The sequence below is a fragment of the Streptomyces sp. SLBN-118 genome (genome assembly GCF_006715635.1).
In the GTDB taxonomy this organism is placed as follows: Bacteria; Actinomycetota; Actinomycetes; order Streptomycetales; family Streptomycetaceae; genus Streptomyces.
Genome location: NZ_VFNP01000001.1, coordinates 1,661,284 through 1,675,266, shown reverse-complemented (window position 1 = coordinate 1,675,266; position 13,983 = coordinate 1,661,284). Strand labels below are relative to the sequence as shown.

Below are 13,983 nucleotides of genomic sequence, written 5' to 3'. Positions count from 1 at the left end.
CCACTTCTTCCTTCACCTCACCTCGCGACCACGGGAGCCCCCTCTTGGCGATGCCGCCCAAATCCATGACGACCAAGCACATCTTCGTCACCGGGGGTGTCGCCTCCTCCCTCGGCAAGGGCCTTACGGCTTCCAGCCTGGGCGCGCTGCTCAAGGCGCGGGGCCTGCGGGTCACCATGCAGAAGCTCGACCCGTATCTGAACGTCGACCCGGGCACGATGAACCCCTTCCAGCACGGCGAGGTGTTCGTCACCAACGACGGCGCCGAGACCGACCTGGACATCGGCCATTACGAGCGGTTCCTCGACGTCGACCTCGACGGCTCGGCCAACGTCACCACGGGGCAGGTCTACTCCCAGGTCATCGCCAAGGAGCGGCGTGGTGAGTACCTGGGCGACACCGTCCAGGTCATCCCGCACATCACCAACGAGATCAAGCACCGGATCCGGCGGATGGCCGCCGACGACGTCGATGTCGTCATCACCGAGGTGGGCGGCACGGTGGGCGACATCGAGTCGCTGCCGTTCCTGGAGACCGTGCGGCAGGTACGCCACGAGGTCGGCCGGGACAACGTCTTCGTGGTGCACATCTCGCTTCTGCCCTACATCGGCCCGTCCGGCGAGCTCAAGACCAAGCCGACCCAGCACTCCGTCGCCGCCCTGCGGAACATCGGTATTCAGCCAGACGCGATCGTGCTGCGAGCGGACCGCGATGTGCCGGTCGCGATCAAGCGCAAGATCTCGCTGATGTGTGACGTGGACGAGGCGGCCGTGGTCGCGGCGATCGACGCCAAGTCGATCTACGACATCCCCAAGGTGCTGCACACCGAGGGCCTGGACGCCTATGTCGTACGCAAGCTGGACCTGCCGTTCCGCGATGTCGACTGGACCGTCTGGGACGACCTGCTGGACCGGGTGCACAACCCCGACCACGAGGTCACGGTCGCGCTGGTCGGCAAGTACATCGACCTCCCCGACGCCTATCTCTCGGTGACCGAGGCGCTGCGCGCCGGCGGTTTCGCCAACAGGGCCCGTGTCACGGTCAAGTGGGTCACCTCCGACGACTGCAAGACCCCGGCCGGCGCCGCCAGGCAGCTCGGTGACGTCGACGCGATCCTCATCCCCGGCGGCTTCGGCGACCGTGGTGTGAACGGGAAGGTGGGCGCGATCACCTACGCCCGCGAGAACAGGATCCCGCTGCTCGGCCTGTGCCTGGGCCTGCAGTGCATCGTGATCGAGGCCGCGCGCAACCTGGCCGAGATCCCCGAGGCCAACTCCACCGAGTTCGATGCCGCCACCGCCCACCCGGTGATCTCCACCATGGAGGAGCAGCTGGCGTATGTGGAGGGTGCGGGCGACCTCGGCGGAACGATGCGCCTCGGTCTGTACCCGGCGAAGCTCGCCGAGGGCTCGATCGTCCGCGAGGTCTACGGCGACCAGCCCTACGTCGAGGAGCGCCACCGCCACCGCTACGAGGTGAACAACGCCTACCGCACGGAGCTGGAGAAGAAGGCGGGCATCCTCTTCTCGGGCACGTCCCCCGACAACAAGCTCGTCGAATACGTCGAGTACCCGCGCGAGGTGCACCCCTACCTGGTCGCCACCCAGGCCCACCCCGAACTGCGCTCACGCCCGACCCGCCCCCACCCCCTCTTCGCCGGCCTGGTCAAGGCCGCCGTCGAGCGGATCACATCCGTCCCGGTTCCTCGTGACGTCCCCGACGCCGTCCTCGTGCCGTAGAGAAAGAGACCAAGTGAGCAGTACGCCTGACCATCGCCCAGTCGTCGCCATCGTCGACGCCTATTCGTCCGCGAGTCATCTCGCCCCCCTGTTCCGTGCGCAGGGCTACGACTGCCTCCATGTCCAGAGCCGGCAGGAGACGCCCGCTGTCTTCGCCGCGACCTTCGTACCCGGGGACTTCATCGGTACGGTCGTCCACCAGGGCGACACCGCCCGGACCCTGGCCGCCATCGAGCCATATGCGCCGACCGCGCTGCTGGCCGGCGCCGAGATCGGGGTCGAGCTGGCCGACGTACTGAGCGAGGCGCTCGGACTGCGCACCAACGGAACCGCGCTGAGCGGCGCCCGGCGCGACAAGTTCCGCATGGTGGAGACGGTCCGGGCGGCCGGGGTGCCGGCAGCGGACCAGATCCTCGCGACCGACCTGGACGCGCTCCTCACGTGGTACGGGGATACCGACCGGCGCGTTGTGCTCAAGCCGGTCCGCAGTGCCCTGAACGACGGGGTGTCCTTCTGCGACACCGCCGATGAGGTCCGTGCCGCGTTCGAGTCGCTGATGGGCCGGGAGAGCGCCCTCGGACTGAGCGACGAGGCGGTGGTCGCCCAGGAGTACCTGGTCGGCGCGGAGTACTACGTCAACACCGTCAGCATGGACGGGAAGCACCACGTCTGCGACGTCTGGAAGACGCAGCACCTGGGTGTCAACGGTGTGCGTGACCTCCTGGGCGGCTCGCAACTGATGGTCCGCCAGGGTCCGGAACAGGACCTGCTGGCTGAGTACGCCTTTGCCGTGCTGGACGCGCTGGGGATACGCAACGGCGCCGCCCACACCGAGGTCAAGCTGACTCCCGAGGGGCCCAGGCTGGTAGAGACGGGTGCCCGGGTCTGCGGCGCGATGCTGCCACTGCTCACGCGGGCGGCCATCGGAGAGAGCCAGCTGGAATGGACGGTGTCCGCCTTTGTGAACCCCGGGGAGTTCCTGGCGCGTTGGGAGACCGGCTACGAGGTGGCGCGGCACGCGGTCTGCGTCAACATGGTCTCGCCCGCCGGTGGGAAGCTCGTCGAGTTCCCGAAGCTGGCCGAGTTGCAGGCCCTGGAGAGCTACCACGACGTGCTGCTGAAGGTGACCCCGGGCGGGGAGATCTCCCGGACGACCAACGACATGACGTACCCGATGCTGGTCCATCTGCTGCACGAGGTCGAAGGCATTGTGACGCACGACTACATGACGGCCCGTTACCTGGACGGCGAGGGTTTCTATGACATCGCCTAGCCGTCGCCTGGCCCTGGCCGGACCGCTGCTCGTCCTCGGCTATTGCGTCATCAACTCCACCAAGTCGGTGTTCGAGGGCTCGCTGGTCCAGCACCTGTCGCCGGAGTTCATCGCGTTCAACTCCTTCGTCATCGCCCAGGCCTTCTATTTCTTCACCTGCCGCGACAAGAAGGCGCTCACGTCGGTCGTTCGACGCCTGCTGACCGATGTCGTGGCGCTCAACATCTCGACGGCCGTCTGCTGGATCGCGGTGCTGTACGCCTTCACGGTCTTCGAGCCGGCCATGGCGAACTCGGTGATCCTCGGCCTGGTGCCCAGCATCACCATCCTGCTCGGCTTCAAGCTGCGGCCCGGTACGAAGGCGCTGCCGCTCGAACTGGTCGCAGCGGCAATCATGCTGGCCGCCATGGGCTATCTCGTGGCGATGGCATGGCAGGGATCGTCCGCGATCGGCAACGTGCCGCCGGGGGAGATCGCCTTCGGCCTGGCCGCGTGCGTGCTGACCGCGACGTCCCTGGCCGGGATCACGTACTCCACCAAGCGGTTGAGCGACGGAGGCATGTCGGTCCAGCAGATGATGGCATCGCGTTTCGTGCTGCTCATCGCCTCCACCTTCGTGATCCTGGTGGCACGGGACAGCTTCGGGCCGTACTCGCCCGGCAATGTGGGCGCGATCCTCGCCATCAGTACGGTCGGCGTGATCATTTCGCTGTACCTGCTCCAGCAGGGCATTGTCCGTACGGAGCCGATCACGGTCTCGATGCTGTTCGGAACGAACCTGGTCATCACCTACGTCGCACAGTTCTTCGACCCGCGGCTGCACCAGTCGCAGGCCACTCTCATCGGTATCGCGGCGGTGTCCGCGGCGATGCTCCTCGGGACGTGGGCCCGGTGGCGGGACGGGCGGAATGCCGCAGAGCCGGCGGAGACCGAAGAGGCGCTGACATGACGGTTCTGGCGCAGCTCAGCGATCTGCATCTGGACGGCAGCCGGGAAAGCGAGGAGCGGGTCCGGCGCGTGGTGTCCTACCTGGCGGGGCTGCCGGGCACGGTTGATGCCGTCGTGATCACAGGGGACATCGCGGACCGCGGTACGGAGGCGGAGTACCTCCAGGCCCGCGAGGTCCTCGCCCCGCTCTACGAGCACTTCCCCGTTCTGGTGTGTCCGGGGAACCACGATGTCCGGGAGGAATTCCGCGACGTCCTGCTCGGTCAGCCGGGCAAGGGCAGCGCTCCGGTGAATCAGGCCCGGCACATCGGCGACGTACACCTGCTGATGTGCGACTCGTCCATTCCCGGGCGTCCGGAGGGAAGGCTTGAGGAGTCGACGCTCGACTGGCTGGACGCCACCCTCGCCGAGTCCCGGGGCACAGCAGCCCTCATCGCTCTCCACCATCCGCCCGTGGAGCTCGGTATCCCGTACATCGACGCGATCCGGCTGCGGGAGGCCGATCGACTGGAACAGGTCGTGCGCCGTCACCCCCGCGTGGCAGGAGTGCTGTGCGGCCATGCGCACACGGCCGCCGGCACGACGTTCGCGGGGCTTCCTCTGCTGTGTGCGCCGGGTATCGCCTCCACGGCAGCGCTGCCCTGGGAGCAAGCCGATGCAGAAGAGTCCTGGACATGCACGGATTCGCCGATTGCACTGGCTTTTCACATCCACCACGGTGGCAGGCTGACGAGCCATATTCGCACCCTGCCACAGTGAAGGCATCATCCGGAAGCTACCGTCGAGCAGTTGGAGAAAGAATGGTCCAGAAAGTCCGCACAGCGTACCCCCGTCAGCTCTTGATGTGCCGCCCCTCGTACTTCGATGTCACATATTCGATCAATCCTTGGATGCGGCCGGAGAAACCGACTGACAATGAACTGGCCGTGCGGCAGTGGGAGCAACTGCGCAAACTCTATCTTTCCCTCGGGCACAAGGTCGAGGTGATCGAACCGATACCGGGTCTGCCTGACATGGTCTTCGCCGCGAATGGCGCCACCGTGGTGGACGGGAAGGTCATGGGCGCCCGTTTCCGGCACATGGAGCGCACGGCCGAAGGACCCGCCTATCTCAACTGGTTCATCGACAACGGATACGAGGACGTACTGTGGCCGGAGTTCATCAATGAGGGGGAAGGCGACTATCTCCCTGTCGGGCGCCACATCTTGGCAGGGTCAGGGTTTCGCACCGACTCCCGTTCGCACGCAGAGGCTCAGGAGTTCTTCGGGCTCCCGGTGGTCGGCCTGACCCTGGTCAATCCCAACCACTACCATCTGGACACGGCACTGTCGGTTCTCACCGACACGGAGATCATGTATTACCCGGATGCTTTCACGCCGGGAAGTCAGGCTGTGCTCCGTGAGCTTTTTCCGGATGCCATTCTGGCGTCTGATCACGATGCAGCGGCCTTTGGCCTCAACGCCTTCTCCGACGGCCTGAATGTACTGCTGCCGGAGGCCGCCTCAGGGCTGATCAAGGAACTGAGGGAACGCGGCTTCAACCCGATCGGCGTCGACATCGCGGAACTCCTCAAGGCAGGTGGCAGCGTCAAGTGCTGCACCTTGGAACTCCGCGCATAGTCGCTGCTGACCGTCGCTGATGCCCGGGACTTCGGGCCTGCCCGCGCTCTCTCCGCGCGGAGCTCCAGGGCTGCACTAAGGGCTGTCCCGCAATACCCGCCGGGCGCGCGACGACAGCTACGGCACCTCGCTGCGTTGTCGAATCGCCCGGATACGCCCAGTATGAGGACGACTCTCCGCCTTGCGATGCACCGCATCTGACGCCGCGCGCTCATCCGCCGGGTATTGCGGGACAGCCCTTAGTCTGTGCCGCCGTTGGTGAAGTCCGTTCGAACGGGGGACCATTCATGACCGCGGAGCTGCCGGAGTCGTCCATACCCGACGAGGCGTGGGAGGAGTTCCAGCGCGAGAGCGAGGGACCCGCGCGGCTCGATGCGCCCAAGGAGCCGTCCGCGCGGGCGCGGATGGTGGCCGAGCGGCTGCGGCGCGCGGACGAGGAGGCCGCGCGGCGGCAGGGCAGGGTGCGGGGGCTGGGGAAGCGGGGCAGGGGCAGGACTGAGGCGCGGGCCGAGCCCGAGGCGTGGAGGGCATGGCCCGATCAGCCGCGACAGGCGCGGCGGCGTCGGGGCATGGGCGTCTTCTGGGTCGCCGCAGCCGTCGTCGTCGTGCTGCTGGTCATGAATCCGGTCGGGGCCCTCGGCCGACTGGTGTGATCCGGACGGTCAGGGCGGCGACTCCAGGCTTGTCAGCAGTGAGGCGATGTCCAGGCCGGTCATGAGGTACTGCTCGAAGGCGACATTGTGCAGGGCCCACGGTGAACGCCTGCGCCGGATGAGGTCGATCGCTCCCGCGCCGTCGTGGCCCAGCTCGATCAGGGTCTGGGCCACCACCAGGCCCGAGCGGTTGTAGCCGGAGTAGCAGCGTACGAGCGCGGTGCGGCCGGTGCGTACGGCGTCGGCGGTGACGAGTGCCAGGCGGCGGACCTCGTCGATCTGGTCCGTGGTGAGCCAGTCGTCCGGGATCGGGACCACATGGTGCTCGACACCGTCGGGCGGGCCGTGACCCCGGCGGGTGAACAGGCTGATCACCAGGTCGAATTCACGGTCGACCACGGCGTCCAGATGGCGGCCGTCCGCGTCCGCCCAGACATGGCCGCCCATCCACAGGCCGGTCGTGATCTCGTCCCAGGGCGACTGGGGTTCCGGGACAGGACCGCCCATCGGTCGGGCGCTCACCGGTGACTCCTCGCGCCGGTCACGCCGCGGGCTCGGGCTGCGGAGGGGAAGGCTGGACGGGGGACGCCTGGACCCGGGAGGAGGGGACCGGCACCGCGGCGGCCAGTTGGGCGCCGAGCCACACCGGTACGCCGCCCAGGAGGCGGAACAGCCGCCCCGCCTCCGCGCGTAGCCGGCTCGCCTCCGGCTCCGGCTCGCAGTCGGCGAGCGCGGCCAGTGTCGGTGCCGTGCCGATCAGGTAGCCGAGCTCCTCGCGGATCCGCAGCGACTCCGAGAAACCGTGCCGTGCCTCCGTCAACTCACCTTCGTGCAGGGCGAGTCCGGCCTGATGGTGCCAGGTGAAGGAGAGCAGCAGCGTGTCCCCGTGCGCGCTCGCTCCGGCGTGCGCCCGCTGGTAGGCGGCGAGGGCAGCCTGCGGTGAGTCGGCGATGTGTTCGGCGACCAGGCCGCGGCGGAAGTCCAGCAGCGGGCGCCTGGGCGAGGTGGGGGCGAGCAGCGCCGCGGCCCGGCCGAGTGCCGCGCGGGCCTCGTCGGCGCGGTCGCGCACGCCGAGCCGGGTCGCCGCGTACGCCAGCCGCCCGCGCTCGCACGCCGCGCCGCCGCGTTCCTCGTCGTCCCCGGCCGCAGCCTCCGCGGTTCGCAGCGCGTCCTCCGCGTCGGCCCAGCCCTCGGCGGTGAACAGGCAGCGCTCGACGAGCAGTCCGGCCCGTTCGAGCGCCGCGGCCGGATCGGCCGCGTGCGGTGTGAGCAGAGCCGCTGCGTCGGTCCAACAGCCGCGCGAACGCAGCCGCCATACCGCGGTCTGGAGTGGATCGTCACCTGCAGTGGTTCCGGAACCAGACATGGCGGTATGCGCCACTTGCCCTCCCCGAGCACGCCATTGAGCTGTTGAGTCTGCCCGCATCTCAGCATGGATAGGCATGCCTGGCCAAGGGGTCAGGTGAATGAATTCACAATCCCTGGGCGGGTGGTGGGGCGCGGTGGCGGTGTCCTTCATGGCCAGGGGCGTCAACCGGATGAATCTCGCACTACCCGTGTGGGTGACGCGGCGGGCAGGCGGGCAGACGGCAGCGGGGGCTTCGGCTCATCCCGGCGCCAGGCCCTCGGCTCATCCGCGGCGCCACGCCCTCAGCTCATCCGCAGCGCCAGGAAGAAGTCCAGCTTGTCCTCCAGGCGCGACAGGTCCCGGCTCGTCAGTTGCTCGATCCTGCCCACCCGGTACCGCAGGGTGTTCACATGCAGATGCAGCCGCGTCGCGCACCGCGTCCAGGAACCGTCGCAGTCCAGGAACGCCTCCAGTGTCGGGATCAGCTCCGCCCGGTGCCGCCGGTCGTAATCGCGCAGTGGGTCGAGCAGCCGGGCCGTGAAGGCGCGTCGCACGTCGTCCGGGACGAACGGCAGCAGCAGGACGTGCGAGGCCAGTTCGTGGTGGCCGGCGGCGCAGACCCGGCCGGGGCGGGCCGCGGCCACCCGGCGGGCGTGCCGGGCCTCCTCCAGTGCGCCGCGCAGGCCCTCCGCCGAGCTGACGGCGGCGCTGACGCCCAGCGTGAGCCGCCCGTCGCCGTCGAGACCGGCCGAGAGCGGGTCGCGTACGGAGGCGAGCAGTGCGTCCGCGTGCAGTCCGGCGTCCGTGGAGGCGACGTCGGGGCCCTCCGCGTCGACGGGGACGCCGGGCAGCGGGACCAGCGCGATCGCCTCGTCGCCCGTGTGGGCGACCGCGATCCGGTCGCCGGATTCGGGGCCCTCGGCCGTCGGGGCGACCAGTATCTCCTCCAGCAGGGACTGGGCGACGGGACCGGCCTCGATCGCGTCCCCCGCTGCCCCGTCCTGTTCCCAGTCCACCCGTGCCACCACGACCTGCCAGTGGGGAGCGGTCCCGAGGCCGGGCAGCAGTACGGGGGCGGCCACCCGCAGCCTGGCCGCGATCTCGGCGGGCGCGGCACCCGCCTGGACCAGTTCGAGGACTTCCTGCGCGAGCCGGCGCCGTACCGTGCGCGCCGCCTCGCGCCGGTCCCGCTCGACGGCGATCAGCTGGGTCACACCCTGCAGCAGATCCAGCCGGGCAGCCGGCCAGTCGCCCGCGTCGGCCTCGACCGCCAGCAGCCAGTCCGACAGAACGCTCTCGCGTACGTCGCGGGACGCGGGGGCGGCTCCGCGGCCGGAGTTACGGATTGGGAAGAGGGAGTACGTCGCTGTGCCGATGGTCACGCGGTGGGGTCCCCGGCGGCCCGAACGGGTCGCGGCCAGATGCTCGCCGGCGAGCATGGCGCCGACCGGGCCGGGCAGCGCGTCCCCCGCGCCCGCGATCTGGCGGCCGGTGGGGGAGAGCACCCAGGCGCGAAGGTCCAGGTCGGAGCCGAGGAGGTCCAGGACGACCTCGGGGCCGCCGCCCGCGGGACCCGACGTCATCAGCCTTCTGTGCCTGTCCACGACCGCCGCGAGGTCACCGGCCCGCTCGCCGGAGACCTGGCGCACGACATACTCTGTGATCGTTGCGAATGCAACAGATTCATTAACTGCAAAGAGTGGCAGTCGATGGCGAGAACACGCGTCCACGAGATCGCCGGGAATGTTCCCCAGTTCGGCCTCGCCGGCCGCCAGACCGGCCACCCCCGCGCTCGCCAGGATCCGGATGAACGGCTCGGAATCCTCGGCCGAATGCCGCCAGGCGAGACCCGTCAGCACCAGTTCACCGCCCGAGAGATAGCGGCTCGGGTCGCGCAGGTCGGTCGTCATCACGCCGCGTACGCCGCGGTCGAGTTCGTCCTCGCCGCCGAGCAGCCGCAGCCCCAGCCCTTCGGTCTCCAGAAGTGCGCGCAGCCGCATCTCGTCGCCGCCGATCTGTCTCGTTGTTGCCGGTGGCCTCTGGCCACGGTTTTCATGGGGAAACAGTGAGGTTACAGAGCCTCGCCTTTCGTTCGAATCTACAAGACGAGACAGGCGACCAGCCAACTCCTTCATGGTTTCGGTGACTGCACCGGGCGGGGCACGCCTTGTGTACTTGGGCCAGACCGCGTTAACGGCACATGAATAGCCAGTCGAGGGCCGGCCGTCCCGGGCCCGTTGCGACGATCGACCCCGATTACGAAGAAGAGAGCCACTCATGGACTTCCTTCGCCCCGCCAGCTGGGAGGAGGCGCTCGCCGCCAAGGCCGAGCACCCCACTGCTGTACCCATCGCGGGTGGCACCGATGTGATGGTCGAGATCAACTTCGACCACCGCCGGCCCGAGTACCTCATGGACCTGAACCGCATCGGTGAGCTGCGCGAATGGGAGGTCGGCGAGGACACCGTCCGCCTGGGCGCCTCCGTGCCGTACACCCGGATCATGGACCACCTCCGGGCCGAGCTGCCCGGTCTGGCGCTGGCGTCGCACACCGTGGCCTCCCCGCAGATCCGCAACCGCGGCGGCGTCGGCGGCAACCTCGGCACCGCGTCCCCGGCCGGCGACGCCCACCCGGCGCTGCTCGCCGCGGGAGCCGAGGTCGAGGCCGAGTCGGTGCGCGGCACCCGCCTGATCCCGATCGACGAGTTCTACACCGGCGTGAAGCGCAACGCTCTGGCCCCGGACGAGCTCATCCGCGCCGTGCACATCAAGAAGGCCGACGGCCCGCAGCAGTTCTCCAAGGTCGGCACCCGCAACGCGATGGTCATCGCCGTCTGCGCCTTCGGCCTGGCCCTGCACCCCGAGACCCGTACCGTGCGCACCGGCATCGGCTCAGCAGCCCCGACCCCGGTCCGGGCGAAGGCGGCGGAGGAGTTCTTGAACGCCGCGCTCGAAGAGGGCGGTTTCTGGGACAGCAAGAAGATCATCACCCCGTCGATCGCCAAGCAGTTCGCGGGGCTCGCATCCGGCGGCTGCAGCCCCATCGACGATGTGCGCGGCACCGCCGGCTACCGCCGCCACGCGGTGGGCGTCATGGCCCGCCGCACGCTCGGCTGGACGTGGGAGTCCTACCGCGGCAAGGGCCGCAGCACTGAGGGAGTCGCATCATGCGCGTGAACTTCACGGTCAACGGTCGTCAGCAGGAAGCCGACGACGTGTGGGAGGGCGAGAGCCTTCTCTACGTACTGCGCGAGCGCATGGGCCTGCCGGGCTCCAAGAACGCGTGCGAGCAGGGCGAGTGCGGCTCCTGCACGGTCCGTCTGGACGGGGTGCCGGTCTGTTCCTGCCTCGTCGCCGCGGGCCAGGTCGAGGGCCGCGAGGTCGTCACCGTAGAGGGCCTGGCGGACTACGCCAAGCAGCGCGCCGAGCACGGCGGCTGCGCCACCGGCACCTGCGGCACATCCCTGGACGCTGCCAAGAGCTGGGAGGCCAGGCCGTTGGACGGCCAGGCCGGCGAGCAGGGCGAACTCTCCCCGATCCAACAGGCGTTCATCGACGCGGGCGCCGTGCAGTGCGGTTTCTGCACGCCCGGTCTGCTGGTCGCCGCCGACGAGCTGCTGGAGCGCAACGCCGAGCCGTCCGACGCGGACATCCGCGAGGCGCTCTCCGGCAACCTCTGCCGCTGCACCGGTTACGAGAAGATCCTCGACGCGGTCCGCCTCGCGGCCGCCCGTCAGGAAGAGGCGGTCTGACGATGGCACAGCATCCACAGGTCGCCACCGCTCCGGCGGGCACCCCCACCAACCTCTCCCAGGGTTCCAAGACCAAGGGCGGCATCGGCGAGTCGACGCTGCGGCCCGACGGCACCCTCAAGGTCACGGGTGAGTTCGCGTACTCCTCGGACATGTGGCACGAGGACATGCTCTGGGGCCATACGCTCCGCAGCACCGTCGCGCACGCCGAGATCAAGTCGATCGACATCGGCGAGGCCGTCGCGATGCCCGGCGTCTACGCCGTGCTGACCTACGACGACCTGCCCACCGAGGTGAAGAACTACGGCCTGGAGATCCAGGACACCCCGGTTCTCGCCCACGGCAAGGTCCGTCACCACGGCGAGCCGGTGGCCCTGGTCGCCGCCGACCACCCGGAGACCGCGCGCCGCGCCGCCGCCAAGATCAAGATCGAGTACGCCGAGCTGCCTCTCATCACGGACGAGGCGTCAGCGACAGCGCCCGGCGCGATCCTGGTCCACGAGGGACGCGACGACCACCACATCGGCCATGTCCCGCACCCCAACATCGTGCACCGCCAGCCCATCGTCCGCGGCAACGCCGACGAGGCCGCAGCGCGCGCGGATGTGGTCGTCAAGGGCGAGTACACCTTCGGCATGCAGGACCAGGCCTTCCTCGGTCCCGAATCGGGCCTTGCCGTGCCGTCCGAGGACGGCGGCGTCGAGCTGTACGTAGCCACCCAGTGGCTGCACTCCGACCTCCGCCAGATCGCCCCGGTCCTCGGCCTGCCCGAGGAGAAGGTGCGGATGACGCTCTCCGGCGTGGGCGGCGCGTTCGGCGGCCGCGAGGACCTGTCGATGCAGATCCACGCCTGTCTGCTCGCCCTGCGCACGGGCAAGCCCGTCAAGATCGTCTACAACCGGTTCGAGTCCTTCTTCGGACACGTGCACCGCCACCCGGCGAAGCTCCACTACGAGCACGGCGCGACCAAGGACGGCAAGCTCACGCACCTGAAGTGCAGGATCGTCCTGGACGGCGGCGCGTACGCGTCGGCCTCCCCGGCGGTGGTCGGCAACGCCTCGTCCCTGAGTGTCGGCCCGTACGTCGTCGACGACGTCGACATCGAGGCGATCGCGCTCTACACCAACAACCCGCCCTGCGGCGCCATGCGCGGCTTCGGCGCGGTCCAGGCGTGCTTCGCGTACGAGGCACAGATGGACAAGCTCGCGGCGAAACTGGGCATGGACCCGGTCGAGTTCCGTCAGCTGAACGCCATGGAGCAGGGCACGATCATGCCGACCGGCCAGCCGGTCGACTCCCCGGCCCCGGTCGCCGAACTGCTGCGCCGTGTCAAGGCAATGCCGCTGCCGCCCGAGCAGCAGTGGCTCGCCGCCGGTGAGGAGGCGGACGTACGCGCCCTGCCGGGCGGTCTGTCCAACACCACGCACGGCGAGGGCGTCGTCCGCGGCATCGGCTACGCGGTCGGCATCAAGAACGTCGGCTTCTCCGAGGGCTTCGACGACTACTCCACGGCCCGTGTGCGCATGGAGGTCGTGGGCGGCGAGCCGGTCGCGACCGTGCACACCGCGATGGCGGAGGTCGGCCAGGGCGGTGTCACCGTCCACGCGCAGATCGCCCGCACCGAACTCGGCGTCACACAGGTGACGATCCACCCTGCCGACACCCAGGTCGGCTCCGCCGGTTCGACGTCGGCATCCCGCCAGACGTACGTGACGGGCGGCGCGGTGAAGCACACCTGCGAGAAGGTCCGCGAGAAGGTCCTGGAACTCGGCCGCCGCAAGTTCGGCTCGTACCACCCCGCGTGGGCCACCGCCGAGCTGCTGCTCGAAGGCGGCAAGGTCGTCACCGACGGCGGCGAGGTCCTCGCCGACCTGGTGGACGTGCTCGAGGGCGACGCGGTCGACCTGGAGCTCGAATGGCGCCACCGCCCCACCGAGGCCTTCGATTTGGTCACCGGCCAGGGCCACGGCCACGTCCAGTACTCCTTCGCCGCGCATCGCGCGGTGGTGGAGGTGGACACCGAGCTCGGCCTGGTCAAGGTCATCGAACTGGCCTGCGCCCAGGACGTCGGCAAGGCGCTCAACCCGCTGTCCGTCGTCGGCCAGATCCAGGGTGGCACCACCCAGGGCCTGGGCGTCGCGGTCATGGAAGAGATCATCGTCGACCCGAAGACCGCGAAGGTGCTCAACCCCTCCTTCACGGACTACCTGATCCCCACCATCCTCGACACGCCGACCATCCCCGTCGACGTACTCGAACTGGCCGACGACCACGCGCCGTACGGGCTGCGCGGTATCGGCGAGGCCCCGACCCTCTCGTCAACTCCGGCCGTCCTCGCGGCGATCCGGAACGCGACGGGTCTGGAGCTGAACAGGACACCGGTGCGCCCCGAGCACCTCACCGGAACCTGAGCCAAGAACTCTCCGGGCGGCGCGACCGCCACTTTGAGGAACGTCACGTCCCCTGGCCCACGGCATGGGGGACCCCCCGGTCAGCCTGTCGCGCCGCCCGGAGAACCCCAGTACCGCACCGCTCGCGGTCTCTGGAACCCGCAGCAAACCAGCAGTACCAGCCAAGTTCGTCTCGGGCCGTCCCCCGGGTCGTGCAGCCAACGCACCATCCCAAATCCCGCAATCTCAAGTCCCCATGCG

At 69.2% G+C, this 13,983-nt stretch carries 12 protein-coding genes; 9 read left to right on the top strand and 3 right to left on the bottom strand.

What is annotated here, in order from left to right:
* Positions 1–50: 50 nt before the first annotated feature.
* The 6 genes from FBY35_RS07560 (at position 51) to FBY35_RS07535 (ending at position 6,232) form a co-directional block, all read left to right on the top strand.
* On the top strand, positions 51–1,739 hold the full coding sequence (locus FBY35_RS07560; protein WP_142213029.1) for a CTP synthase: 1,689 nt from the start codon (positions 51–53) through the stop codon (positions 1,737–1,739).
* 13 nt (positions 1,740–1,752) lie between these two features.
* A complete protein-coding gene (locus FBY35_RS07555) occupies positions 1,753–3,012 on the top strand; it encodes an ATP-grasp domain-containing protein (RefSeq protein WP_142213028.1) in 1,260 nt (419 codons plus the stop codon).
* Positions 2,999–3,961 (top strand): EamA/RhaT family transporter, encoded by a 963-nt coding sequence (locus FBY35_RS07550; RefSeq protein WP_142213027.1) that lies wholly within the window; start codon positions 2,999–3,001, stop codon positions 3,959–3,961. The genes FBY35_RS07555 and FBY35_RS07550 overlap by 14 nt, the downstream gene beginning before the upstream one ends.
* Positions 3,958–4,719, top strand: coding sequence for a phosphodiesterase (locus FBY35_RS07545; protein WP_142213026.1), 762 nt, complete (start codon positions 3,958–3,960; stop codon positions 4,717–4,719). Before FBY35_RS07550 ends, FBY35_RS07545 begins: the two co-directional genes overlap by 4 nt.
* A gap of 41 nt (positions 4,720–4,760) precedes the next feature.
* Entirely contained in the window at positions 4,761–5,579 is an 819-nt protein-coding gene (gene ddaH, locus FBY35_RS07540; RefSeq protein ID WP_142213025.1) for a dimethylargininase, read from the top strand.
* Between the two features lie 287 nt (positions 5,580–5,866).
* Entirely contained in the window at positions 5,867–6,232 is a 366-nt protein-coding gene (locus FBY35_RS07535) for a hypothetical protein (RefSeq protein ID WP_142213024.1), read from the top strand.
* A gap of 9 nt (positions 6,233–6,241) precedes the next feature.
* Here FBY35_RS07535 and FBY35_RS07530 read toward each other — a convergent pair whose 3' ends face one another.
* The 3 genes from FBY35_RS07530 to FBY35_RS07520 form a co-directional block, all read right to left on the bottom strand.
* Positions 6,242–6,739: a dual specificity protein phosphatase family protein gene (locus FBY35_RS07530; protein ID WP_142214957.1), complete on the bottom strand. Its 498-nt coding sequence runs from the start codon at positions 6,737–6,739 to the stop codon at positions 6,242–6,244.
* Positions 6,740–6,773: 34 nt separating this feature from the next.
* Positions 6,774–7,598: a hypothetical protein gene (locus FBY35_RS07525; RefSeq protein ID WP_260848552.1), complete on the bottom strand. Its 825-nt coding sequence runs from the start codon at positions 7,596–7,598 to the stop codon at positions 6,774–6,776.
* Between the two features lie 284 nt (positions 7,599–7,882).
* Complete coding sequence (locus FBY35_RS07520; RefSeq protein ID WP_142213023.1) at positions 7,883–9,580, bottom strand: PucR family transcriptional regulator ligand-binding domain-containing protein; 1,698 nt, start codon at positions 9,578–9,580, stop codon at positions 7,883–7,885.
* Between the two features lie 277 nt (positions 9,581–9,857).
* Here FBY35_RS07520 and FBY35_RS07510 point away from each other — a divergent pair, with 277 nt between their 5' ends.
* From FBY35_RS07510 to FBY35_RS07500, 3 genes are read left to right on the top strand one after another with little or no spacing between them, the layout of a single operon-like run.
* Positions 9,858–10,757 carry a xanthine dehydrogenase family protein subunit M gene (locus FBY35_RS07510; RefSeq protein ID WP_142213022.1) on the top strand — a complete coding sequence of 300 codons (900 nt, stop codon included), beginning with the start codon at positions 9,858–9,860 and terminating at the stop codon, positions 10,755–10,757.
* Positions 10,748–11,332, top strand: coding sequence for a (2Fe-2S)-binding protein (locus FBY35_RS07505; RefSeq protein WP_142213021.1), 585 nt, complete (start codon positions 10,748–10,750; stop codon positions 11,330–11,332). Before FBY35_RS07510 ends, FBY35_RS07505 begins: the two co-directional genes overlap by 10 nt.
* 2 nt (positions 11,333–11,334) lie before the next feature.
* Positions 11,335–13,743: a xanthine dehydrogenase family protein molybdopterin-binding subunit gene (locus tag FBY35_RS07500; protein WP_142213020.1), complete on the top strand. Its 2,409-nt coding sequence runs from the start codon at positions 11,335–11,337 to the stop codon at positions 13,741–13,743.
* Positions 13,744–13,983 lie beyond the last annotated feature (240 nt).

Coding starts and splice junctions, on each gene's coding strand:
- FBY35_RS07560 (WP_142213029.1), top strand. CDS start 51: ATGCCGCCCAAATCCATGACGACCAAGCACATCTTCGTCACCGGGGGT.
- FBY35_RS07550 (WP_142213027.1), top strand. CDS start 2,999: ATGACATCGCCTAGCCGTCGCCTGGCCCTGGCCGGACCGCTGCTCGTC.
- FBY35_RS07545 (WP_142213026.1), top strand. CDS start 3,958: ATGACGGTTCTGGCGCAGCTCAGCGATCTGCATCTGGACGGCAGCCGG.
- ddaH (WP_142213025.1), top strand. CDS start 4,761: ATGGTCCAGAAAGTCCGCACAGCGTACCCCCGTCAGCTCTTGATGTGC.
- FBY35_RS07535 (WP_142213024.1), top strand. CDS start 5,867: ATGACCGCGGAGCTGCCGGAGTCGTCCATACCCGACGAGGCGTGGGAG.
- FBY35_RS07530 (WP_142214957.1), bottom strand. CDS start 6,739: ATGGGCGGTCCTGTCCCGGAACCCCAGTCGCCCTGGGACGAGATCACG.
- FBY35_RS07525 (WP_260848552.1), bottom strand. CDS start 7,598: ATGTCTGGTTCCGGAACCACTGCAGGTGACGATCCACTCCAGACCGCG.
- FBY35_RS07520 (WP_142213023.1), bottom strand. CDS start 9,580: ATGCGGCTGCGCGCACTTCTGGAGACCGAAGGGCTGGGGCTGCGGCTG.
- FBY35_RS07510 (WP_142213022.1), top strand. CDS start 9,858: ATGGACTTCCTTCGCCCCGCCAGCTGGGAGGAGGCGCTCGCCGCCAAG.
- FBY35_RS07505 (WP_142213021.1), top strand. CDS start 10,748: ATGCGCGTGAACTTCACGGTCAACGGTCGTCAGCAGGAAGCCGACGAC.
- FBY35_RS07500 (WP_142213020.1), top strand. CDS start 11,335: ATGGCACAGCATCCACAGGTCGCCACCGCTCCGGCGGGCACCCCCACC.